Annotated in this window: 17 protein-coding genes; all 17 read right to left on the minus strand. The window is 54.7% G+C overall.

Features of this window, described 5'->3' with window-relative positions; translation table 11 throughout:
- Positions 1-4: 4 nt before the first annotated feature.
- Positions 5-196, minus strand: a complete 192-nt coding sequence (locus JRJ26_13275) for a hypothetical protein (GenBank protein ID MBW2058458.1) — start codon at positions 194-196, stop codon at positions 5-7.
- Positions 193-1,437 carry a hypothetical protein gene (locus JRJ26_13280; protein ID MBW2058459.1) on the minus strand — a complete coding sequence of 415 codons (1,245 nt, stop codon included), beginning with the start codon at positions 1,435-1,437 and terminating at the stop codon, positions 193-195. The genes JRJ26_13275 and JRJ26_13280 overlap by 4 nt, the downstream gene beginning before the upstream one ends.
- 89 nt (positions 1,438-1,526) lie before the next feature.
- Positions 1,527-1,913, minus strand: coding sequence for a clan AA aspartic protease (locus JRJ26_13285; GenBank protein MBW2058460.1), 387 nt, complete (start codon positions 1,911-1,913; stop codon positions 1,527-1,529).
- Complete coding sequence (locus JRJ26_13290; GenBank protein MBW2058461.1) at positions 1,910-2,137, minus strand: hypothetical protein; 228 nt, start codon at positions 2,135-2,137, stop codon at positions 1,910-1,912. The genes JRJ26_13285 and JRJ26_13290 overlap by 4 nt, the downstream gene beginning before the upstream one ends.
- A 193-nt stretch (positions 2,138-2,330) precedes the next feature.
- Positions 2,331-3,632 carry an outer membrane beta-barrel protein gene (locus JRJ26_13295; GenBank protein ID MBW2058462.1) on the minus strand — a complete coding sequence of 434 codons (1,302 nt, stop codon included), beginning with the start codon at positions 3,630-3,632 and terminating at the stop codon, positions 2,331-2,333.
- A gap of 28 nt (positions 3,633-3,660) precedes the next feature.
- Positions 3,661-4,353 carry a polysaccharide biosynthesis/export family protein gene (locus JRJ26_13300; GenBank protein MBW2058463.1) on the minus strand — a complete coding sequence of 231 codons (693 nt, stop codon included), beginning with the start codon at positions 4,351-4,353 and terminating at the stop codon, positions 3,661-3,663.
- A 178-nt stretch (positions 4,354-4,531) separates the two neighbouring features.
- Positions 4,532-5,014, minus strand: coding sequence for a hypothetical protein (locus JRJ26_13305; protein MBW2058464.1), 483 nt, complete (start codon positions 5,012-5,014; stop codon positions 4,532-4,534).
- A 580-nt stretch (positions 5,015-5,594) separates the two neighbouring features.
- Positions 5,595-7,241: an AAA family ATPase gene (locus JRJ26_13310; protein MBW2058465.1), complete on the minus strand. Its 1,647-nt coding sequence runs from the start codon at positions 7,239-7,241 to the stop codon at positions 5,595-5,597.
- Between the two features lie 258 nt (positions 7,242-7,499).
- A complete protein-coding gene (locus JRJ26_13315; protein MBW2058466.1) occupies positions 7,500-7,940 on the minus strand; it encodes a diguanylate cyclase in 441 nt (146 codons plus the stop codon).
- A gap of 130 nt (positions 7,941-8,070) precedes the next feature.
- A complete protein-coding gene (locus tag JRJ26_13320) occupies positions 8,071-9,498 on the minus strand; it encodes a sigma 54-interacting transcriptional regulator (GenBank protein MBW2058467.1) in 1,428 nt (475 codons plus the stop codon).
- Positions 9,499-9,714: 216 nt separating this feature from the next.
- Entirely contained in the window at positions 9,715-11,358 is a 1,644-nt protein-coding gene (locus JRJ26_13325; GenBank protein ID MBW2058468.1) for a sigma 54-interacting transcriptional regulator, read from the minus strand.
- A gap of 633 nt (positions 11,359-11,991) precedes the next feature.
- Positions 11,992-13,395 (minus strand): sigma-54-dependent Fis family transcriptional regulator, encoded by a 1,404-nt coding sequence (locus tag JRJ26_13330; protein ID MBW2058469.1) that lies wholly within the window; start codon positions 13,393-13,395, stop codon positions 11,992-11,994.
- 4 nt (positions 13,396-13,399) lie between these two features.
- A complete protein-coding gene (locus JRJ26_13335; protein ID MBW2058470.1) occupies positions 13,400-14,506 on the minus strand; it encodes a response regulator in 1,107 nt (368 codons plus the stop codon).
- Between the two features lie 296 nt (positions 14,507-14,802).
- Positions 14,803-15,123 carry a PilZ domain-containing protein gene (locus tag JRJ26_13340; protein ID MBW2058471.1) on the minus strand — a complete coding sequence of 107 codons (321 nt, stop codon included), beginning with the start codon at positions 15,121-15,123 and terminating at the stop codon, positions 14,803-14,805.
- Positions 15,124-15,733: 610 nt separating this feature from the next.
- Complete coding sequence (locus JRJ26_13345) at positions 15,734-16,015, minus strand: cytotoxin (protein MBW2058472.1); 282 nt, start codon at positions 16,013-16,015, stop codon at positions 15,734-15,736.
- Positions 16,012-16,293 carry an AbrB/MazE/SpoVT family DNA-binding domain-containing protein gene (locus JRJ26_13350; protein MBW2058473.1) on the minus strand — a complete coding sequence of 94 codons (282 nt, stop codon included), beginning with the start codon at positions 16,291-16,293 and terminating at the stop codon, positions 16,012-16,014. The genes JRJ26_13345 and JRJ26_13350 overlap by 4 nt, the downstream gene beginning before the upstream one ends.
- Before the next feature lie 286 nt (positions 16,294-16,579).
- On the minus strand, positions 16,580-17,440 hold the full coding sequence (locus tag JRJ26_13355) for a CehA/McbA family metallohydrolase (GenBank protein MBW2058474.1): 861 nt from the start codon (positions 17,438-17,440) through the stop codon (positions 16,580-16,582).
- Positions 17,441-17,699 lie beyond the last annotated feature (259 nt).

A 17,699-nucleotide genomic window follows, 5' to 3' on the forward strand; every position in this document is an offset into this window, starting at 1 on the left:
CCCGCTATGCCCGGGTCCCCTTCTCCTTGGGGAGGGTGGCCAGAACCGGAAGACCCAGGAACTGGTCCACATCCTCGCGCGTGCGAAAAACAGGATTGAGGAACTCCAACAGGAAGGCCATGCCCACCCCGGCCATGAGCCCCAGAAACCCGCCGATCAACACATTGAGCCTTTTCTTGGGCTTGACCGGCCTCATAACAGGTACAGCCGCTTATCCATGCTTTCGCCTATTTTGGCCTCTTCGAACTTCCTAAGATAGAGCTTGTAGTTCGCCTCATTGATCGAAACCTGCCTCTTAAGCTCGTTTATCTGTTTTTCAAACCTGTCGAGATTGGCCAGATCCTTCCGGTAGGAGGCGATCTGGGATTTCTGGCTCCTTGCCTTGGCCTTCAGCGCCTCGAGGCGTGCCTTTGCCCTGAGAAGGTCTGTCTCGAGGTTCTGGCGTACCGGGCTCTTCCCCGAAACGACCACCTTCTGTTCCTTCTTCTCCTCTTCGGCGATCATCTTCTTGACCCGCCTGATCTCTTCCTTGAGCCCCTGGAGCTCGAGATCGACCAGCCTCGCCTTCAGGGCTGCCAGGGTTTGTGAAGTCTTGTTGACCGTCTCCTGGAGCTGAACGTTCTGGTCGAGGCTGGAAAGCTGGCCCTGCAAGGACGCCACGAGCTCCAAGTTCTCCTGAATCTCGTTTTCGGTCTTTCTCATCTGGGATCGACCATCAGAGAGCCTCCCGAGAAGAATGGTCCTTTGCTGGGAGAGAGAGGTGATGGAATGACTCCGTTTGAAGGCTTCGAGCTCTCTTTCAGACTCTCTCAGCCGCTGTTCCCACTTTTTGGCCTGTTCCTCGAGCAGGCTGTATGTCCGAGGATTGGTATAGACCCTGATGTGCTGATCGAGATACAGGCCGACGAGGGTATTCACGACCCTGGCGGCGATGACCGGGTCCGGCCATTCAAAGGTGACGTTGATTACGTTACTCCTGGGAACAGCAGAAACCTTGAGGCTATTCGCCACGGCCTTGTAAACCCCCTGCAAGGAGGGGATCTTCTTCTTTTCCTCCTTTTGTTCCTTTCCCCCGAACAGCCGGCCCTTGAGCGTCCGGTCGGGATAGTCGAAGAGGCGGCTCACCCCCATGCGGTCGACCAGGCTGACTACCAGGCTGAAGCTTTTGAGGATCGCGATTTCCGAGTTCACCTTCTCGGATTCTCTCGAGTAATCCACCACCGCCGGCGCGCCTCCGCTGGGGGAGACATAGATATCCTCCCGTCCCGCCCGGACAAGCAGTTGGGAGGAGGCCCGGAACACGGGGGTCGCCATCATCGAGCCCACAGCCACCGTGATGACCGTGGAAAGGAAAAGGACCGCGATCTTCCACCTGTGTTTCTTGACCACGTAAAGGGCCGTGCGGATCTGGATGTGGGTCAGAGATTGGTCTTGCATGGGATTTCGTCGGTCTCGTCTATTTGGTCTGTCTCGTCTATTTGGTCTGTCTCGTCGGGAAAGGCAAAAGTGCCTGTTTCGACCGAATCCTATTTCATCAGTATGCTACCGGAACGAAGTATAATCTCGATTTCAAATCTCCCCAGGAAATCCATACCTAACAACCCATCGACATAAACTCCAAAAGGCAGAGTATGGGCCAGCACCTCAAAATCCTGCAATAGACGCCCCAGGCAATGAAACTTGCTGACAGAAACCACGGGAACTATCTCATACCCGCTCCCGGTTATGATCCTTTGAGTCCTTTTGGGCACCGCAGGGCTGCAACCTATGGATTCGAGTATTTCCTGTGATATCAGCGTATAGGCTGACCCAGTGTCTACCAACAAGGTCGGATAAGCCCTACCCTCTACTCCCTCAACAAAAGCCTTGATCAGCAGGAGAGATCCTCTCTTTTGAGCATTATATGTTCTCATTCAAGATCAACCAGCACCACGGCCAAATCTTCGGGAATCATTCCTGTATACTCAACTGAGAATTCCTTGGGCCTGATCTCGAGCAGCTTCTTGTATACCTCATCCTTGTCTTTCGAATGCGCCAACACCTCTCCCTCTACTATATTCAGGCTTGCATCCACTTTATCAACTTTGACCAAGACCCATTGGTCCTTGAAAGTATTCCTTATTTCTTCCCATTTCATTTGGGAAAAGCCTCCGTCTCGTCGGGATCGTCGATCTCGTCTATCTGGTCTGTTTCGTCGGAATGGTTGATTGCGATTGGGTCAATTCAGAACCTTAGGTCAATCCATCGGAAAACTGCAAGGTCTCGTGTAAGTATAACATTTCTTGATTCATCTGGACACCTTGAAGGATTTCGATGGATTGAACATTCTTTCATTGATATTTCTCGGCGATGTCGTACCGGGCCGTGAGACGGCCGAAGAACCGGTTGTCTGTGTAGCTTTGACCCGCCGCGGTGGAGTTTCTCTTGAAGTATTCGTAATCGAAGGAGAGAAAAAGCCATCTCAGGAGCTGATAGCGCACCACACCCCGGACATCCCAGTACTTATCCGTGCGATCAATATCCGTATAATCGTCTCTTTCCACGTAGAAGTAACCGTCGCCCCACAGTCTCTGGAGAAACTGATAGGTCCCTCTGAAGCCCGCCCGCCAGAATTCGTTGAAGCCCAGACTTTCGGCGGTACGGAAGTCGTCTTGGAAACCTGTGTCGCCATAGACTTCGGTATTCAGGCGCTTGTATTGACTCGAAAAGCGCACCGTACCCGTAAAGGTTTCCTGGTTATCCGCGGTGTCAGTGTCCCGAAAGGCATACCCTGCAGAAGCCTCAAGGGAAACCTTCTCGGACAGGGCCCGAGAAAAGCCCAGTTTCGGGTCATGGACTTTGTAGTCAAAAAAGGAGGGTGTCTCCTGATCCATGTCCTTCTGGTAGTATCGATACTCAAAGTAGGCTGACGTCCTCGGGTCGAAGTTATGGGTGTAACGCGCCCGAACCAGGTCTCCGACAAAATCTCTGGGAGGCTCCGGAGGGATTGTGGGCCCATAGTCCTGGCTGAGACGTTCATAGAATAACTCGGCCCTGTTGCGCACGTTGAAAGAATAAGTAAGCAAGGCATTTACGGCGTTCTCGTCTTGATCGGCAACATCCTCGGCGTCGTTGTTGAGTATGTGGTTGCGATACCCGATCCGGATCGAACTGTCCTTGTAGAATGTGAAGGTGAAATCCGGCTGCACGACATTACGCGTATAGGGCCTTCTCTCTCCGAATCTGATAGAGGGGCGCTCGAAGGTCGGGACTCGGGTCAGCCCCACGGGGTCCTGTGACCGGATGAAGAGCTCCCTGATCCCGGCAGCGAATCGAGGGCTGAATTCCTTCCGAGCCTCCAACCACCCCCGTTGTCCCGTGAAATTGAGCTCGGAGAAGTCATTGTAGATGGATCTCCTGAGTTCATAGTCGAGGTCGATCATCCCAGTGGGCGACTCATACTTCAGATCGATCCCGGGAGAGGCGGTGGTGATGAGGTCCTCCTGCTCATCAGTCTCGCTCAGGAAAAGGTTGTCGTCGTACTGCTCTTCCAGGTAGATACGCGGGACGATCGACCATTTGCCCGCGCCAAGGCAAGCGCATGGGATCAGCAATATGGCGACAGCGGCACATAAAGGTTTCAGAGTGAACATGAGGCTGTGAGATTTCAAATGTCAAAGCTCAGGGGACTATGATCGTGTCGTGGCGTTTGAGAACGATGTTTTGGCTCGGGTCCTTCCCGGACACGATCTTCTTGTAGTTGATGACGAGCTTCTCCTTTTTCCCGTTACGGTGGGTAATCACCGTGATCTTCCTCTTGTTCGCCCATTCGGTGAATCCCCCTGCCATTGAGATGGCCTCCACCAGTGTCGTGTCACCCGTGATGGGGTAGACACCGGGCCTGGCCACCCGGCCCAGGACGCTCACCTTGTAACTGTTTATCTTGTTCACGATCACGGTGACCTTGGGATGCTCCAGATATTTACTGAACCTGCGGGTGATCTCATTCCTCAGCCAGGGGACGGTCAACCCTTCAGCCCGCACGTCCTGAATCAGGGGCAGAGAGATCTTGCCGTCCGGTCTGACCACAACCTGGCGGGAAAGCTTCTCGTTCCGCCACACAAAGACCTCCAGGACATCCCCCTGTCCGATGACATAATTCCTGGGGAGCTTGACCGCGCTTGATGCAGGTTGTTGCCGGGATTCTTGAGACCAGGCCGAAGGCTGGTTAAACAGGTTCATCAAGTTAGTTAAGTCAACCAGGCCGAGTCGATGGAAACGTTCGAAGTGTTCGATCGCTCCGTTTCGTTCGAATCGAACAGTGGCTGAGACAAACAGGATGATAAAAAACACGATCTTGGAAGCTTTCTTCATTTTTGTCACCAAGAATTGCCTGAATTCGACGCTACAACGACACCTGAGTCATTTTGAGGAGCGAAGCGAAGGAACGACTCCGCAACCAAAGTGTCGCTGTAAGGTTAGAAAACCCTCCCGGCGTATCCGGCAAAGACACCATTCAGTATTTCCTATTGGGGCTCTCATGTCAAGAATGTCAGTCGTATTTTTCGACAAACGAACAGGGCAGCTCGACCTTGGCCCCCGAGTGGAGAATGTCCATGAGGATCCTGACCCTCTGCTTGGAATCGACCTCCCCACGGACCACCCCCCACAGCCCTTCCAGGGGCCCCTCCTTGACCCTGACCCTGTCCCCTTCCTTCAGGCCGGGATGCCGGAAGATGAGGCCCTCCTCGTCTACCTGTCCCTTGAGAAACTCTACCACGGAATCGTCCAGAGGGATCGGTCCTTCGCCACAACCCACGATCCGCTTCACCCCTCTTGCCCACTTGACGTGATAATACTCCTCGGGAATCGAAAACCTTGCAAAGAGGTAGCTGGGAAACATGGGCTCGACGATCTCACGAAGCTTGCGCCTCCGAAACTTGACCCCCTTGATCTTGGGCAGGAAGACGGAGATCTCCTTGCCCTCGAGTTCATCGTGAGCCAAGTCCTCGGCACGGGGTTTGGTGTAGATCACGTACCAGCGGCGAGAGAGGGTTTGGTTGATTGAGTCGATCGAGTTGATTGAGTCGATCGAGTTAACTGAGTCAACCGAGTTGATTGAGTTGATTGAGCTAGTTGACTTGACTGGGCTAACTGAGCGAGCTGGATCAGCTGTGTCGGCTGACTTGATCCGGCAAATTTCACGCGATTTCATATGCCCACCCTTCGTTTTGGTCAACTGATTGGACCTATCTATTGAGTTACTTGACTGATTTTGTCGAGATATGGCTCCGCCGGTCAGGGGTTCTTCCTTTCCCCCGTCAAGAAATTGTCAGGGTTTGTAACAATGCGTAGCAAGAAATCAGTTAATTTGGTTGATTAGGTTAACTAAGTCAACAAAGCCGACCAGCCCCGTTAACCTAACCAAGTCCGCTAAGTTGGTCGGGCTGGTCGGGCCGCCTTGCCCGGTTGAGTCAACATGCAGACTGCCTGGTCCAATCGACCCAGTCGATTCAGTCGACACCTTCAACTCGCTCAACGCTCCTAAGTTGTTTGGCGTATCTGGCATATTTGACCCACTTGACCCATTTAGCTTATTTGACTCCTTACCTTATTCAACTCTGCTTTGGCAGGTCCGGCAGTTTTATGGGTTTTGCATAATTGGTCCGGCCTGTTCGGACGAGTCTCTTTGCACTTGTCAGGGCTTCTCTCAAGCCTCCATATTCGCCCACGGCCACCCTGTACCATGTCTTGCCGTTGATGGTTGCTGGAACTATCGCCGGTTTCTCTCCCCTTTCCATCAGCTCCTTGAAAAACTTGCTGGCATGATCAAAGGCCTTGAAGGACGCCACGTGAACGGAGAAATAAGAAGGCCTTCCCGGCTTGTTGTAGGCTTGCTCCAAATCAGCAGGCAATCCGACCTGCTGTCCGACGAAGATCGTGTCGATGTCGGTAATATCGGGATTCAGCTCTTGGACGGCCCTCAGAAGATGGGTATCGACCCTCCCGTATTCCCGGAAGATGATTCGACCGAGGGTATCCCCTTTTCCCACCGTCACCGTGCGGGCCTCCGGGCTTTGAGAGACTGCCGGAGCTTCCGGCACCCGGGGCTCTTCCAGTTCCTCGCCGTCATTCTTCCGGGACCGGGCTGGAGGGACAGCCCCCGCAAGGCCTGATGCAACGGGCCGTGCCCCTTCGGATAGGCCTGGTACCGCGGTCTCCTCTGCCCCGGGGTCTCGGACGTCCCCTGCCCGACTCTCATCTTGGAGGGGTTTCACCGTCTCAGCAGGCTTTGAGAGGCCGTAGGGGTTTCCGATTCTGCCGGTAAGAAAAAGGAAAACCCCGGAGGCCAGAAGGGCGAGAAGCAGGACGAGGAGAGAAAAATAGACGATCGACCGTCTCTGCCGCCCCTTTCCCGGCTCGCCCCGGCAGGGCCGCCCATGATTCTTGGAACCCTTCTGCAAGTCGAGGTCGACTACGCACTCACGGACGGTCTTTTCGCTGATAATGGGGGTGTCATTCGCATAGCCGAGCAGGAGGGCGTTGTCGCAGATGTTGTTGATGAGCCTCGGGATGCCATGGGAGTAGTGGTAGATCTTCTGGATTGCCCCCTCCGTAAAGCAGTTCATGAACCTCGCCCCGGCTATCCTCATGCGGAGGTGGATGTATTCTCTGGTCTCTCTCTGGTCCAGGGGGATGAGGTGGTAGCGGGTGCTGACTCTCTGCTTGAGCTGTTGCAGGTCGGCCTGGTCGAGAAGCACGTTCAGCTCGGGCTGACCGATCAGGAATATCTGGAGGAGCTTGTGGCTCGGGGCCTCAAGATTGGTAAGCATCCTGATCTCTTCAAAAACAGAGGCATCGAGGTTTTGGGCCTCATCCACAATCAGGGTGGTGGTCTTGCCATCGTTGTCGGATTCGATCAGGAAGTCGTGGAGGCTTATCAGGTAATCCGTCTTTGCCTCGCCTCTCACGTGGAGGCCGAAATCGTGGCAAACGAGCCTGAGAAAATCGAGTACCGAGAGTTTCGTGTTGAAGATATATGCAAACTGGCAGTTTTCATCCAATCGTTCGAGCATCGCCCTGACAACGGTGGTCTTGCCGGTACCCACCTCTCCCGAAAGGACGACGAACCCCTTCCGTTCCTTGACGCCATAGAGCAACTGGGCCAGGGCCTCTTTGTGGGTCGCGCTGAGGTAGAGAAACCTCGGATCAGGGGTCATCTTGAAGGGCTTCTCTCTGAATCCAAAAAAGGTCTCGTACACGGCAGCTACCCGAAAAAGGATCGGTTGAATTGGTTAAACAAGTCCACTAAGTGAAAAAAACCCATTCCACTTCATCCCCTTGCGGCGGAATTGACCGGGTAAGTCGATTGAGTCAAACAAGCCCACACACTCGATTGAGTTAGTTGGGAGAGATCGTTCAAAGCATCTGAGACGCCCGACCGCTCGGCTTGTTCGACCAACCTCGCCTTGCTTGAATCGATTTGACCTAGTCAACCCGTCAACCCCTCAAGACCGGAACTAGTTTGCGGCGCTCGCAGCGTCACGGCTTTTGTCAGTCAACCTGTTCAAGATCTCTCCCATGTCCGTCCCCTCCATGGGAAAGCAGACATATCCGGAGATGACCTTCAATTGGTCATTACCGAAGTGAAAATCCCTCACCAGGCTGTTGAGGCGGCCGTAGACAACCTCCGAACCGATGGAATCGCAATAGGGAAGAAGGATCATGATTTCGTTATTCTTTGTATGTCCCACCAGATCGGTCTCTCGAATCTCTTCCCTTACAAGCTGGAGCAGTGACCTGAGACTCTTGTGCCGGCCTCCCGTATCCGTGCCTCCGGTGTCAAGCAGTTCAAACCTCAGGAGACCGAAGAGGTTCTGGTACCTCCGGGCTCTTTTTATCTCCAGATCCAAGAGTTGAAAGAAATCATCCCTGACAAAGACAGGCCCCTCCGAAAACATGCCTCCCCTCCTCCATCGCAGATTCAACTCCATGTCGAATCCTCCAATTCCATGTCTCTTCCACTCGCCTTTGCCCGGGTGCCCCGCAGCTTGCCGCGGGGAGCTTCACTACTGCTCACCCGGGGCCGCCTCACCTGTCGAGGCCGTACTCCCTGATCTTGTAAAGCAGTGCCTTGTAGCTTATTTGCAGCAGGGCTGCAGTCCTTCGCCGATTCCAATGGGTCCGTTCCAGCATGTCCAGGATGATTCCCTTTTCCGCCTCTTTCGCAGCCCTCCGGCCGATTTCCCTGAGGCTCCCGGCCCCGTTGCAAAAAGCCCTTAACCGAAGGGGAGGGGCCGCGAAATCTGCCCCACCCATTGTCATTTCCCGGACAACTGCCTCTTCGTCTTCCGAGACGACTATCCTCTTTATGATATCTCGTAGCTCTCTGATGTTTCCAGGCCAGTCATACCTCAGGAAAAGAGCCTGTGTCTGTTCCGAGAGTCCGGGGTAAGACCTCCCGTAACGAAAATTGTAGAGTTTGACAAAGTAGCGAACCAGGGAGCGTATCTCCTCCTTCCGCTCTCTGAGCGGCGGGAGTGTGATATGTACGACGCTGAGACAATTGTAGAGATCCTCCCTGAAACGACCGGCCTCCACGGCAGTGCGAAGGTTGACGCTCGTACATGCAAGGAGCCGTGCATGTGCGGCTATGCTTCCGCTGCCGCCCAACCGGAAGAACTCCTTGTCGCGGAGCACACGGAGCAGCTTGGCCTGGAGGGGCGCGTCAAGACCCCCTATTTCATCGAGAAAGAGCGTCCCTTCATCGGCGAGTTCCAGCTTTCCCGGCTTCTGCCTTGGTACCCCGAAAAAGGCCTCCTTCTCCAGGCCGAAAAGCTCGCCTTCCAGAACGCTTACAGGAACGGCCGCACAGTTCACCTTGATAAGCGGTTTGTCGCGGCGCGATGATCTGGAGTGGATCGCATGGGCCACCAGTTCCTTGCCCGTCCCGCTCTCTCCACTTATCAGAGGTGTGATTTCAGTCGGGGCGATCTCGTCGATAACGGCCTTCACCTTTTCCATCTTAGGGCCGTGGCAGAAGAGGAGATGATAGGGGGTCTTGATAAAGCACCTTCTCTTGAAAAGATCCCAACCTCCCCTCAGGATTCTCTCCAGAGCCGTGGACAGGAGCCCTGCATCGAGCACATCCGGCAAGAAAACCACATCTTCGGCCACCCGCCCGCTCACCATATCCAGGTCGCCGTCCTTTCCGAAGACAATCGCCTTGCAGCGGCCGAGGCAGGCCTCGATTTTAGGCATCACCGTCCAAATAGAGCCGTCCCACCTGGAAAGGTCGAAGACGAGCAGAAAAGGGGTGGCAGCCTTGAGACGGCTCAGAAGCTCTCCGTCCTCGGTCACGGAGCTGAACCTGATGCCTTCGCCCTTGAAATCCGATTCCACCGAGGCCACGGGAATTGGTGGAGGCGGTATGAAGAGCACCTCTTTCGCGGAAATGGTAGAAGATCTCTCCTCGGGTACCATGGTCGACCCTGGGATCTGGTTGAATGAACCGGGCAATGTACCACCTGGAGTTAGAGCAATCCGGGTGCCATGGGAACCAGGAAAAGTTTGCCTGTAATTTCGACGTGTTATCGCCTATGAGCTTGTATTTTGACTATGGCCGAGAGTATCTCTGGGGAACTAAGTGCTATTGGTTGGGAAACAAGTGGAAATTCTTTTCACACCCCCGAGTTCCCAGGGACGCTCAAGAACTCGAGGGTGGTGGGGCGCTGTTCAACCGCCCATGGTAGGTGAGCTATCGAGACCGCACTCCTTGATCTTGTACAGAAGCGCCTTGTAACTGATATTGAGGAGCCTTGCCGCCATTTTGCGGTTCCAGCGGGTCTTTTTCAGTGTCTTTTCGATCACTTCCCGTTCGGCTTCAAGGGCGGCTCTCCGGCTGATCTCCTTGAGAGAAACCGGCTCAGGCTCGGGAGGTGCGGCTCTTTCAGGCCTTGCCTGAAGGGATTGAAGGGCCAAGGGCCGGCCGCCGAGCTCCTTCTTGATGGCACCCTCGTCTCCGAGCACGACCAGCCTCTTGATCATGTTTTCGAGCTCTCTCACGTTTCCGGGCCACTCATGGAGGAGAAGCAGGTCGCGTGTTTCCCGGGAAAGAGTTAAGCCTGTTTTCCCGTATTTCCGGTTGTACATGTCGAGGAAGTACTGGACCAGGAGGGGGATCTCTTCCCGTCTTTCTCTCAGGGGAGGCACGTGGATGTTCAACACGTTTAGACGATAGTAGAGGTCCTCGCGAAAACGGCCGGCCCTCACGTACTCCTCGAGGTTCTTGTTCGTGGCAGCCAGGACCCGGACACTCACCTGAATGTCCCTCTTCCCACCCAGCCTTGCAAACTCTCCGTCCTGAAGAACCTGCAACAGCTTGGCCTGAAGCGAGGGGCTGATTTCGGCGATCTCGTCGAGAAATATGGTCCCTCCCTGGGCGAGTTCGAATTTGCCGGGTTTCCGGTTGTATGCCCCGGTGAAAGCTCCCCTCTCGTAACCGAAGAGCTCGCTTTCGAGGAGCTCCTCCGGAAGGGCCGCACAGTTGACCTTGATAAAGGGCTTGTTCTTCCTCGTGGATCGGTAGTGGAGGGCCCGGGCGATCGGTTCCTTACCGACGCCGCTCTCGCCGTGGATCAGCACCGTCACGTCGGTGTCGGCAACCTGCTCGATCATCTTCACAATCCTGACCATCTTTTCGTTTTGATAGAGAAAGCAGATGCCCTCTCCCTTCCTGTAACCACCGGCCCAGGGAATGACCACCTGGCGACCTTTCTTGCCCGGCAAAGCCCAGGGCTCCCGATCGCTTGGCCCTGGGGCGCCGGATACTTCATCGGCTGAACCGCAATCCCCAGGCGTCGTGGCAAGCACGATCGCGAGCTGATTTGCAACAATCTTCATCGCCCGCTCCTCGATCTCGCCGAAGGCCGACCTGTCCTCGTGGCTCAAGTTGACGATTCCCACGGTCCGGTTCCCGTCCCTCACAGGGAAACACATGAGGGAGCCGATTCTGAAAGGACTCTCCTCGATCTGAACGAATCGGGAATCCTTTTCTGCGTCCGAAAGATAGACCCCGTGGCCGGTTTTCAGTACCCACGTGGCCACTCCACCGTTGAGATGAAAGTATTTCCTGAAAGGGCTCTCCTTCACCGGGAGTTCCCTGTCCTTCCTGCCTTTGGCCGCCCGCACGACAAGCCCATCACCATGGTTGCTCTTGAGCATCAAAGAGCAGTTCTCCCCGCGGGTCACATCCATCATGATCCCCAGCATCTCATCCCACGTCCTCTGCGAATCGGGCATGTAGCGCAGGGCTTCCGTAAACTGGCGGATCAAGCCGTACCCGTCTTTTTCTGACAAACCACCCGAACTCTCTCTCATGATCGTCCCCTTTTCCCTGTTGGTCTCGTGCCGCTTCTACCTGGAAGATGGTTCTGTCAAATGGAGAAAACCCGTGTAAAATAGGTAAAGAAAAAACAAAAAGTGGAAAGTCATTACCCACATAGGCAAAACCTGGGCCACACGCATGCCGATCGCGGGATTCCCGCACTGGTTCTTACTTTGAAGCCTCGCCCTTCCGCGGCGTTCCACGAAGGAGACCGAGCCACGGGAGAAAAAATGGGAATTTTTTTGCAACAAAGTCAAAAGAATCTTCCAAAACAGCGGGGGTTTCGGGGAAAACCAAAATTATCTCAAGGAGTTGTCACGATTTTCCAAAAGGGACAAAGGGGAGTGGCCCGCATTGTTCGAGTCGTTCGGATTGTTCGAGATGTTCGAAGCGTTCGATTAGCCCACCTTGTTTATTGGGTCAACCAGGTTGACTCCGTTAATCGGTTAAATGACTCGAGAGAGTTAATCGAGTCGAGTCAGTCGAGTGGGCTGATTGGGTTAATTGGGTTGATTGTGTTGATTGGGTGGGACCAGTCGAGCTATAGGGCCCGGGCCTGGCCCTGTTAGACATGCGAGTTCAGTCGGGCCAAAGGCGAAGCCGATCGAACGATTTCAACGCTGCGGTTATCGTTTTCTCAGGCGGTCGAGCTGGTATTTGCGGATTCGGTCGCCCAGCATCTTGCGGGTCATCCCGAGTTGTCTGGCAGTCTCTCCGAGATGCCAGTCGGTCTTGCTCAGAGCCTGCAGGATGTAACTCTCTTCGAGTTCACTCACAAGCCGTGGAAGCGATATGGTCTCGCCTGTCTCGGAGGCATCTTTCCGGTTTACCAGGATGTGGGGAGGCAGATCCCTGAGCCTGATGGTCCGGCTCTGGCAGAAAATCATCATCTGCTGGACGACGTTCTCCAATTCCCGAACGTTTCCCGGCCAGCGGTAGGCCTGCAGCTTCTCGACGACCTCGGGAAGGACCCTGTACCTCTCCCCTCTTTCCTGGTGCTTGGTAAGAAAGTGACCCAACAAGAGGGGAATATCGTCGGTTCTCTCTCTGAGAGGAGGAATCATGATGGGCACTACGCTGAGGCGATAATAGAGATCGTCCCTGAAATTACCCTTGGTTACCTCTTCATGCAGATTGGTCTGGGTTGCAGAGATTATACGCACGTCTGTCTTGATCGTCCTGCTGCTTCCTACCTTCTCGAACTCTTTCTCCTGCAGCACCCGGAGCAGTCTCCGCTGGAGCTGCAAAGGCACCTCTGCGATCTCGTCGAGGAAGAGAGTCCCTCCGTGAGCCGTTTCGAATCGGCCCTTCTGGTCGTCGACAGCCCCGGTGAAGGCACCCTTGACATGGCCGAAGAGTTCGCTCGTGAGCAGATCGTCGGAGAGTGCCCCGCAACTCACGGCCACCATAGGCTTGCCCCTTCGAGGACTGAGCTTGTGGATCGCCCTGGCGATGAGTTCCTTACCCGTACCGCTTTCCCCCTGGATCAAGACCGTTTTGTCGGTGGGCGCGACCATTCGGACCATCTCGAGAACTTCCCGCATCTTTCGACTCTTCCCGATGATTCCGGGAAACTCCATTCCTTCCGACTTCTCCCTTCTCAGTGCGTTGAGTTCTCTCTCCAAGGCCTCCGTCTTTGTCGCCTGCTTTATGATGGCCAGGAACCGTTCGAGGTTCGAAAAGATCGGCTTTTCAAAGAAGTAGTAGATCCCCTCCCTCAACGCCTGGACCGCAAAGTCGACGGACCCGTAAGCCGTGAGGATGATCACGGGAATGGTCTCGTCCATCGCCTTTATTCTCCGAAAGAGTTCCATGCCGCTGAGGTCCGGCATCCTCTCGTCCGCTATCACCACGTTGCACCGCTTTCTCTTCAGCTTCCTGAGAGCGCGCCGGCCACCCAGGGCCTGGACGACCCGGTAGCCATGGTCCTCAAGGATCTTCGAAACCGTAAAAAGGGCATTCGGTTCGTCGTCCACCACCATCAGGGTTGGGGGCTCGGCCCCGCGCGAACTCTCTCCTTCCAGAACCACTTCGCTAAGCCTCCTGAACCGTGTTCTTCCCGGTGCCCACAGGCAGGGTGACCGTGACGGTCGTTCCTTTGGACAACTGGCTCTCGATACGGATCCGGCCGTGATGGTCTTCTTCGACGATCTTTCTGCAGATGGCCAATCCCAGACCTATTCCCCTTCTCTTCCTGGAAAAGAACGGAGTAAACAGATCCGGGATATCCTCTTCGCGCACACCCACACCGTTGTCGGTCACCTCGATCTCCACCGACTCTTCAAACCGTTCCTTCTTGTAACGGGTCTTCACAACGATTCGTCCCCCCTTCGGGACCGCCTCGACAGCGTTCTTCAGCAGGTTGATGAGTACCTGTTTCATCCCGTAGAGATTGACGTAAGCCCGCGGGAGAGACTTTTCAAGTCGAGTCTCCAACCTGACCTTCTTGGAACTGCTCCTGAGGAAGGGCTGCATCAACTGAACGCAAAAAGCCACCGTCTCGTTCAGGTCGATGAAATCGAAACCCTCTCCTGAGGGACGGCGCGAGAAATCGAGGCACTGGTTTACGAACTCGTTGAGGCGAACGATCTCTTCATGAATGATCTGGAGGGCGCGTGTAGTGGTCTCGTCATCCTGGTGGCGGCTCTTGATCAGGGTCAAAGCCCCTCCGATGCTGTGCAGAGGGGTCCTGATCTCGTGTGCCACAAGGGGGAAGAGCTTGCCCCAGAAGACCAATTTCTCGAGCTCCTGCCTTTTTCTCAGCTCTTCGGCGGCCTTCAGGGCGTTCTCGATGCTTTTCAGAAGCTCCCCGCTCTTGAAGGGTTTGGCCAGGTAGTCCATCGCACCGAGCTTGATCACGCGGGCGGCCAGTTTTTCATGGCCGAAGCCCGTCATCACGATCACCGGGATCGCATCATGGACTCTCCTCAGCTCACCGAGCACTGCAGCACCGTCTGTATCGGGCAAACGGTAGTCGAGCAGTACAAGATCCGGACCGAACCTTGCGGCCTTCTCCAGGGCCTGCTTCCCGGTCTTTGCGGCAAGAGGCTCATAGCCGTGGACCCTGAGCATCTCAGCCGTGACCCTCAGGAAATCCAGGTTGTCGTCACAAATGAGAATCTTCTTGCGGCGCTCCGGCACCCTCACTTCTCCACGTCAAAGCGTACAGAGTCCTTCTGTCTTTGTCCAGCTTTTTTCCCGGAATGTCAACAGGGCGGGCAGGTGGAGCCTCATCACTCTTGAACAACCAGACTTGTCCCCGAGCGAGGTTACGGGAGCGCTGAGACACGAGTCAGGAGTCTCTGATTGAAAACAAAGGAAATTCCGGGCAGAAAAGAAACGCAGCGGGAGAGAGAGACAGCCTTTCAGAGGCGCTCGGTGCTGACCCACGGATGCTCGAGACGGACCCAAGTCGGAGAAAGGGTGATGGACCGGGCTCAAGGGCGTGAAAGCCTCGCGAGATAACTCAAAAGGTAGTCCCGCTCCTCCTGCCCGAGGGCCTCGAAGTAGAAACCGGCATCGTATCGCAGATCGAGGCGCTCCCGCCCATGGACGACCCTCCCGACAGGGGAGATCGTGTTCCCCCCGATCACAATGGAGACCTGGATGACCTCGCCCACCTTTACGGGAAACACTGTCTCAATCCTGACCCCTCCCAGGCTAAGGTCTACAGTATTGCTTGTCCTCGTCCGGCCGTTGTAGCTGAAGCTCACATGGTGCGATGCAGAAAACCGGCGATGTTTTCGGCGTTCTTTCATGATTCGGCCCATCACAGCATGTGAAAAAACGGCAACAATGACCAAACAGCAACCGGCGCTTTTTTAGCAAAAAGAAACCGACCTGTCAAGAAAAAAATCCCAACCAGCGACCTGTCAAGAAAAAAATCCCAACCAGGAAACAAGGGGTCAAGTCTCGTTTTGAGTCTTACTCCCTAATCAAACAACCGCCCTCATCCCCTCCTAGAACCAACCTGCAGCCACCAAGAAGACAGGTCTATACAGAGCGAAGTATTTGATCTTCAAAGAGAAGCCCTCCAAAAGACTCAAGACTAGGCTTGACCCCGCTCCCCTAATGTTCCCGTCGCAGAGCCACTAACACCTATATCTATATGCCACAATTTGTATCTTCGGTTCCAGGCGGTGTTCAATTCGTAACCTCTAAACTTCGTACTCTCTTCATGGGGTTGGGCCTCCTTTGCTTTTTTCCCCTGCCAGGGCTTGTCGCATTCCGGCTAAGGCTCAACACGCAAAACCACTTCCACGGCAATTTCAGGTCAGCACCTCTTAAATCAACGTTCATGGTGAACTGATAATTCAAGACCTGACCCCAAGTTCCAAGTTCCACGAGTTCCAGCAAGTTCCAGGTTACTCAATCTGGGACAGACCGCCCCCTCCGGCCCCAGGCATCCACGATATCATGCGGGCCGATATCGAGAAGCATGAAACCATCCTCATAAGGTCTGAAGATCACCCGGTACCGGAGGTCCACTCTGAATTCCCGGTAAGGCGTATTGACAATGCGGCGGGTTCTTAGAGAACGGTGTTTTTGGTTTTCAATGAATAAAAGAATCTGTTTGTGAAACCTGTTTCTGACCCTATCTGGAAGCTTCCCGTAACTCTTCTTGAACCTGTCAGACCGGTAGATCTTCACTCTTCGTCAAGTTCCTTTATAAGCTCATCTGCTGAGTCGAATTCCTTGTATCGACCGGCCTTCACGTCTTCCTCAGCCTCTTTGATTCTTTCCTGCCAGGGTTTTGTCCAGAACCACGCCTGGTCAGCCGGGATCTCCTTGACGGGTTTGATGATGATCTCGTTCCCGTGCAGCGACACCATGACCCGGTCGCCCACTTCGAGGGGAAAGGGATATTTCTCCCGGATTGATTTCGGGATCGTAATACTGTGTTTCGTGCGGATCTTTACGGTTTCCATAGTCCTGTCCAAAAGTAGTACAGTATTTTTGTATAATTATAGTACAAATCTCAGAAAAGTCAACCCCGCGAGTATAAAGGGTTTTTGGAGTTGTACGCGGGTTTTCATCTTCATAGATTTGGGCTCAAGTCTCGACTTGAGTCTTTTGGAGAGCTTCTCTTTGAAGATCGAATACTTCGCTTTGTATGCTCCTGTCTCCTTGCTGGCTCCAGGTTGGTTTTAGGAGGGCATGAGCGCGGTTGTCTGATTAGGCAGTAAGACTCAAAACGAGATTTGACCCCTTGGGCTACCAGACGGGCTGGGTCCAGGCTCGCCGGAGCGACCGATCCTCCACTGCGACCCGTGCATAGGATCGGATCTCCCCGGGAATTGTCACCTCGTACTCCGAAACCGTCGGCATCTCACCCGGCAAGGTCTCCTTTCGCCCGACATACCCCCCATCGCCGAAAAGGGCCATACGCTGCATCGGCTCTTGCGCCTTGACGTAGAGACTGTCTTCTCCCGCCCGGATCACCTCGATCCTCGGCCCGCTCGTCGAATAGAACCGCCCCTCTCTCAAGGCCTTCAAGATAGCTCCTTCGCTCAACTCGTCCGCCCAGACCTGCACGAACCCACGCCCGTAGTCCTGGATCCTGTGGCAGTCATCGTCGGCCACCCCGTAGACCCTCCTCCCTTCCTGGAGGAGAAGGTCCCAGAAATGGACGTTGTCCGCCGAGAGCTCCCTTTCACTGGTGCCGTTCCAGATCTCGATAAGGGGGTAATCGCCGAGCTCCAGGGCCCGGCGCAGGGACATGCGCGTCCAGTGAGGATGGCAGAGAACAGGCACCCCTCCCTGTGCGTTTGTCCAGTCGATCACCCTCTGGGTATCCCCCGTCTCTCCGGCTCCCCGGACCCCGAGGGCAAGCACGTGTTCACGGCCACCCGAGCCGGAGACCTCGACGGAATTGAAGACCGCGAACCCCGGACTAGACAGGGAGGAATGGTCGTTCCACACGTCATGGTCGGTTATGAAGAGAAAATCGAAGCCCAACGCCCTGTAGCGGTCGCAACATTCCTCCGGACTGAGCCGCCCGTCTGAAAAGGTGGTGTGAACGTGGAGTGCGCCCCTGTAGCTCGGTCCTGATAACTCAAAGGGTCGTAACTTCATGGTCTCATCCTTTCTTTTCCAGCAAAGGGAACAATCACACCAAGTATCTGCCCCTTGCTTTTCTCGCCGTCCCCTCTTTTCTACTCCCATCCGAGAAACATGTCCACACCTATTTAGTCGGCATTGAGAAATCCCGGTGCAGTGAACGCGAGGAGATTTGTGGACCGGCCGGCGCGATGAGACCGAGTTTCGAAGCTCGAGTCCACTTCAGGCGGGAAGGCTCTGCATAGGCCGGGAGATTCCTAGAGAGAGCATAACC

It is taken from the genome of Deltaproteobacteria bacterium (genome assembly GCA_019308905.1).
GTDB lineage: Bacteria > Desulfobacterota > BSN033 > WVXP01 > WVXP01 > JAFDHF01.

Bases quoted from the DNA above. Each gene is read 5' to 3' on its own strand.
- JRJ26_13275 (MBW2058458.1), bottom strand. From the start codon at position 196: ATGAGGCCGGTCAAGCCCAAGAAAAGGCTCAATGTGTTGATCGGCGGG.
- JRJ26_13300 (MBW2058463.1), bottom strand. From the start codon at position 4,353: ATGAAGAAAGCTTCCAAGATCGTGTTTTTTATCATCCTGTTTGTCTCA.
- JRJ26_13350 (MBW2058473.1), bottom strand. From the start codon at position 16,293: ATGGAAACCGTAAAGATCCGCACGAAACACAGTATTACGATCCCGAAA.
- JRJ26_13280 (MBW2058459.1), bottom strand. From the start codon at position 1,437: ATGCAAGACCAATCTCTGACCCACATCCAGATCCGCACGGCCCTTTAC.
- JRJ26_13315 (MBW2058466.1), bottom strand. From the start codon at position 7,940: ATGTTTTCGGAGGGGCCTGTCTTTGTCAGGGATGATTTCTTTCAACTC.
- JRJ26_13290 (MBW2058461.1), bottom strand. From the start codon at position 2,137: ATGAAATGGGAAGAAATAAGGAATACTTTCAAGGACCAATGGGTCTTG.
- JRJ26_13355 (MBW2058474.1), bottom strand. From the start codon at position 17,440: ATGAAGTTACGACCCTTTGAGTTATCAGGACCGAGCTACAGGGGCGCA.
- JRJ26_13340 (MBW2058471.1), bottom strand. From the start codon at position 15,123: ATGAAAGAACGCCGAAAACATCGCCGGTTTTCTGCATCGCACCATGTG.
- JRJ26_13325 (MBW2058468.1), bottom strand. From the start codon at position 11,358: ATGAGAGAGAGTTCGGGTGGTTTGTCAGAAAAAGACGGGTACGGCTTG.
- JRJ26_13295 (MBW2058462.1), bottom strand. From the start codon at position 3,632: ATGTTCACTCTGAAACCTTTATGTGCCGCTGTCGCCATATTGCTGATC.
- JRJ26_13285 (MBW2058460.1), bottom strand. From the start codon at position 1,913: ATGAGAACATATAATGCTCAAAAGAGAGGATCTCTCCTGCTGATCAAG.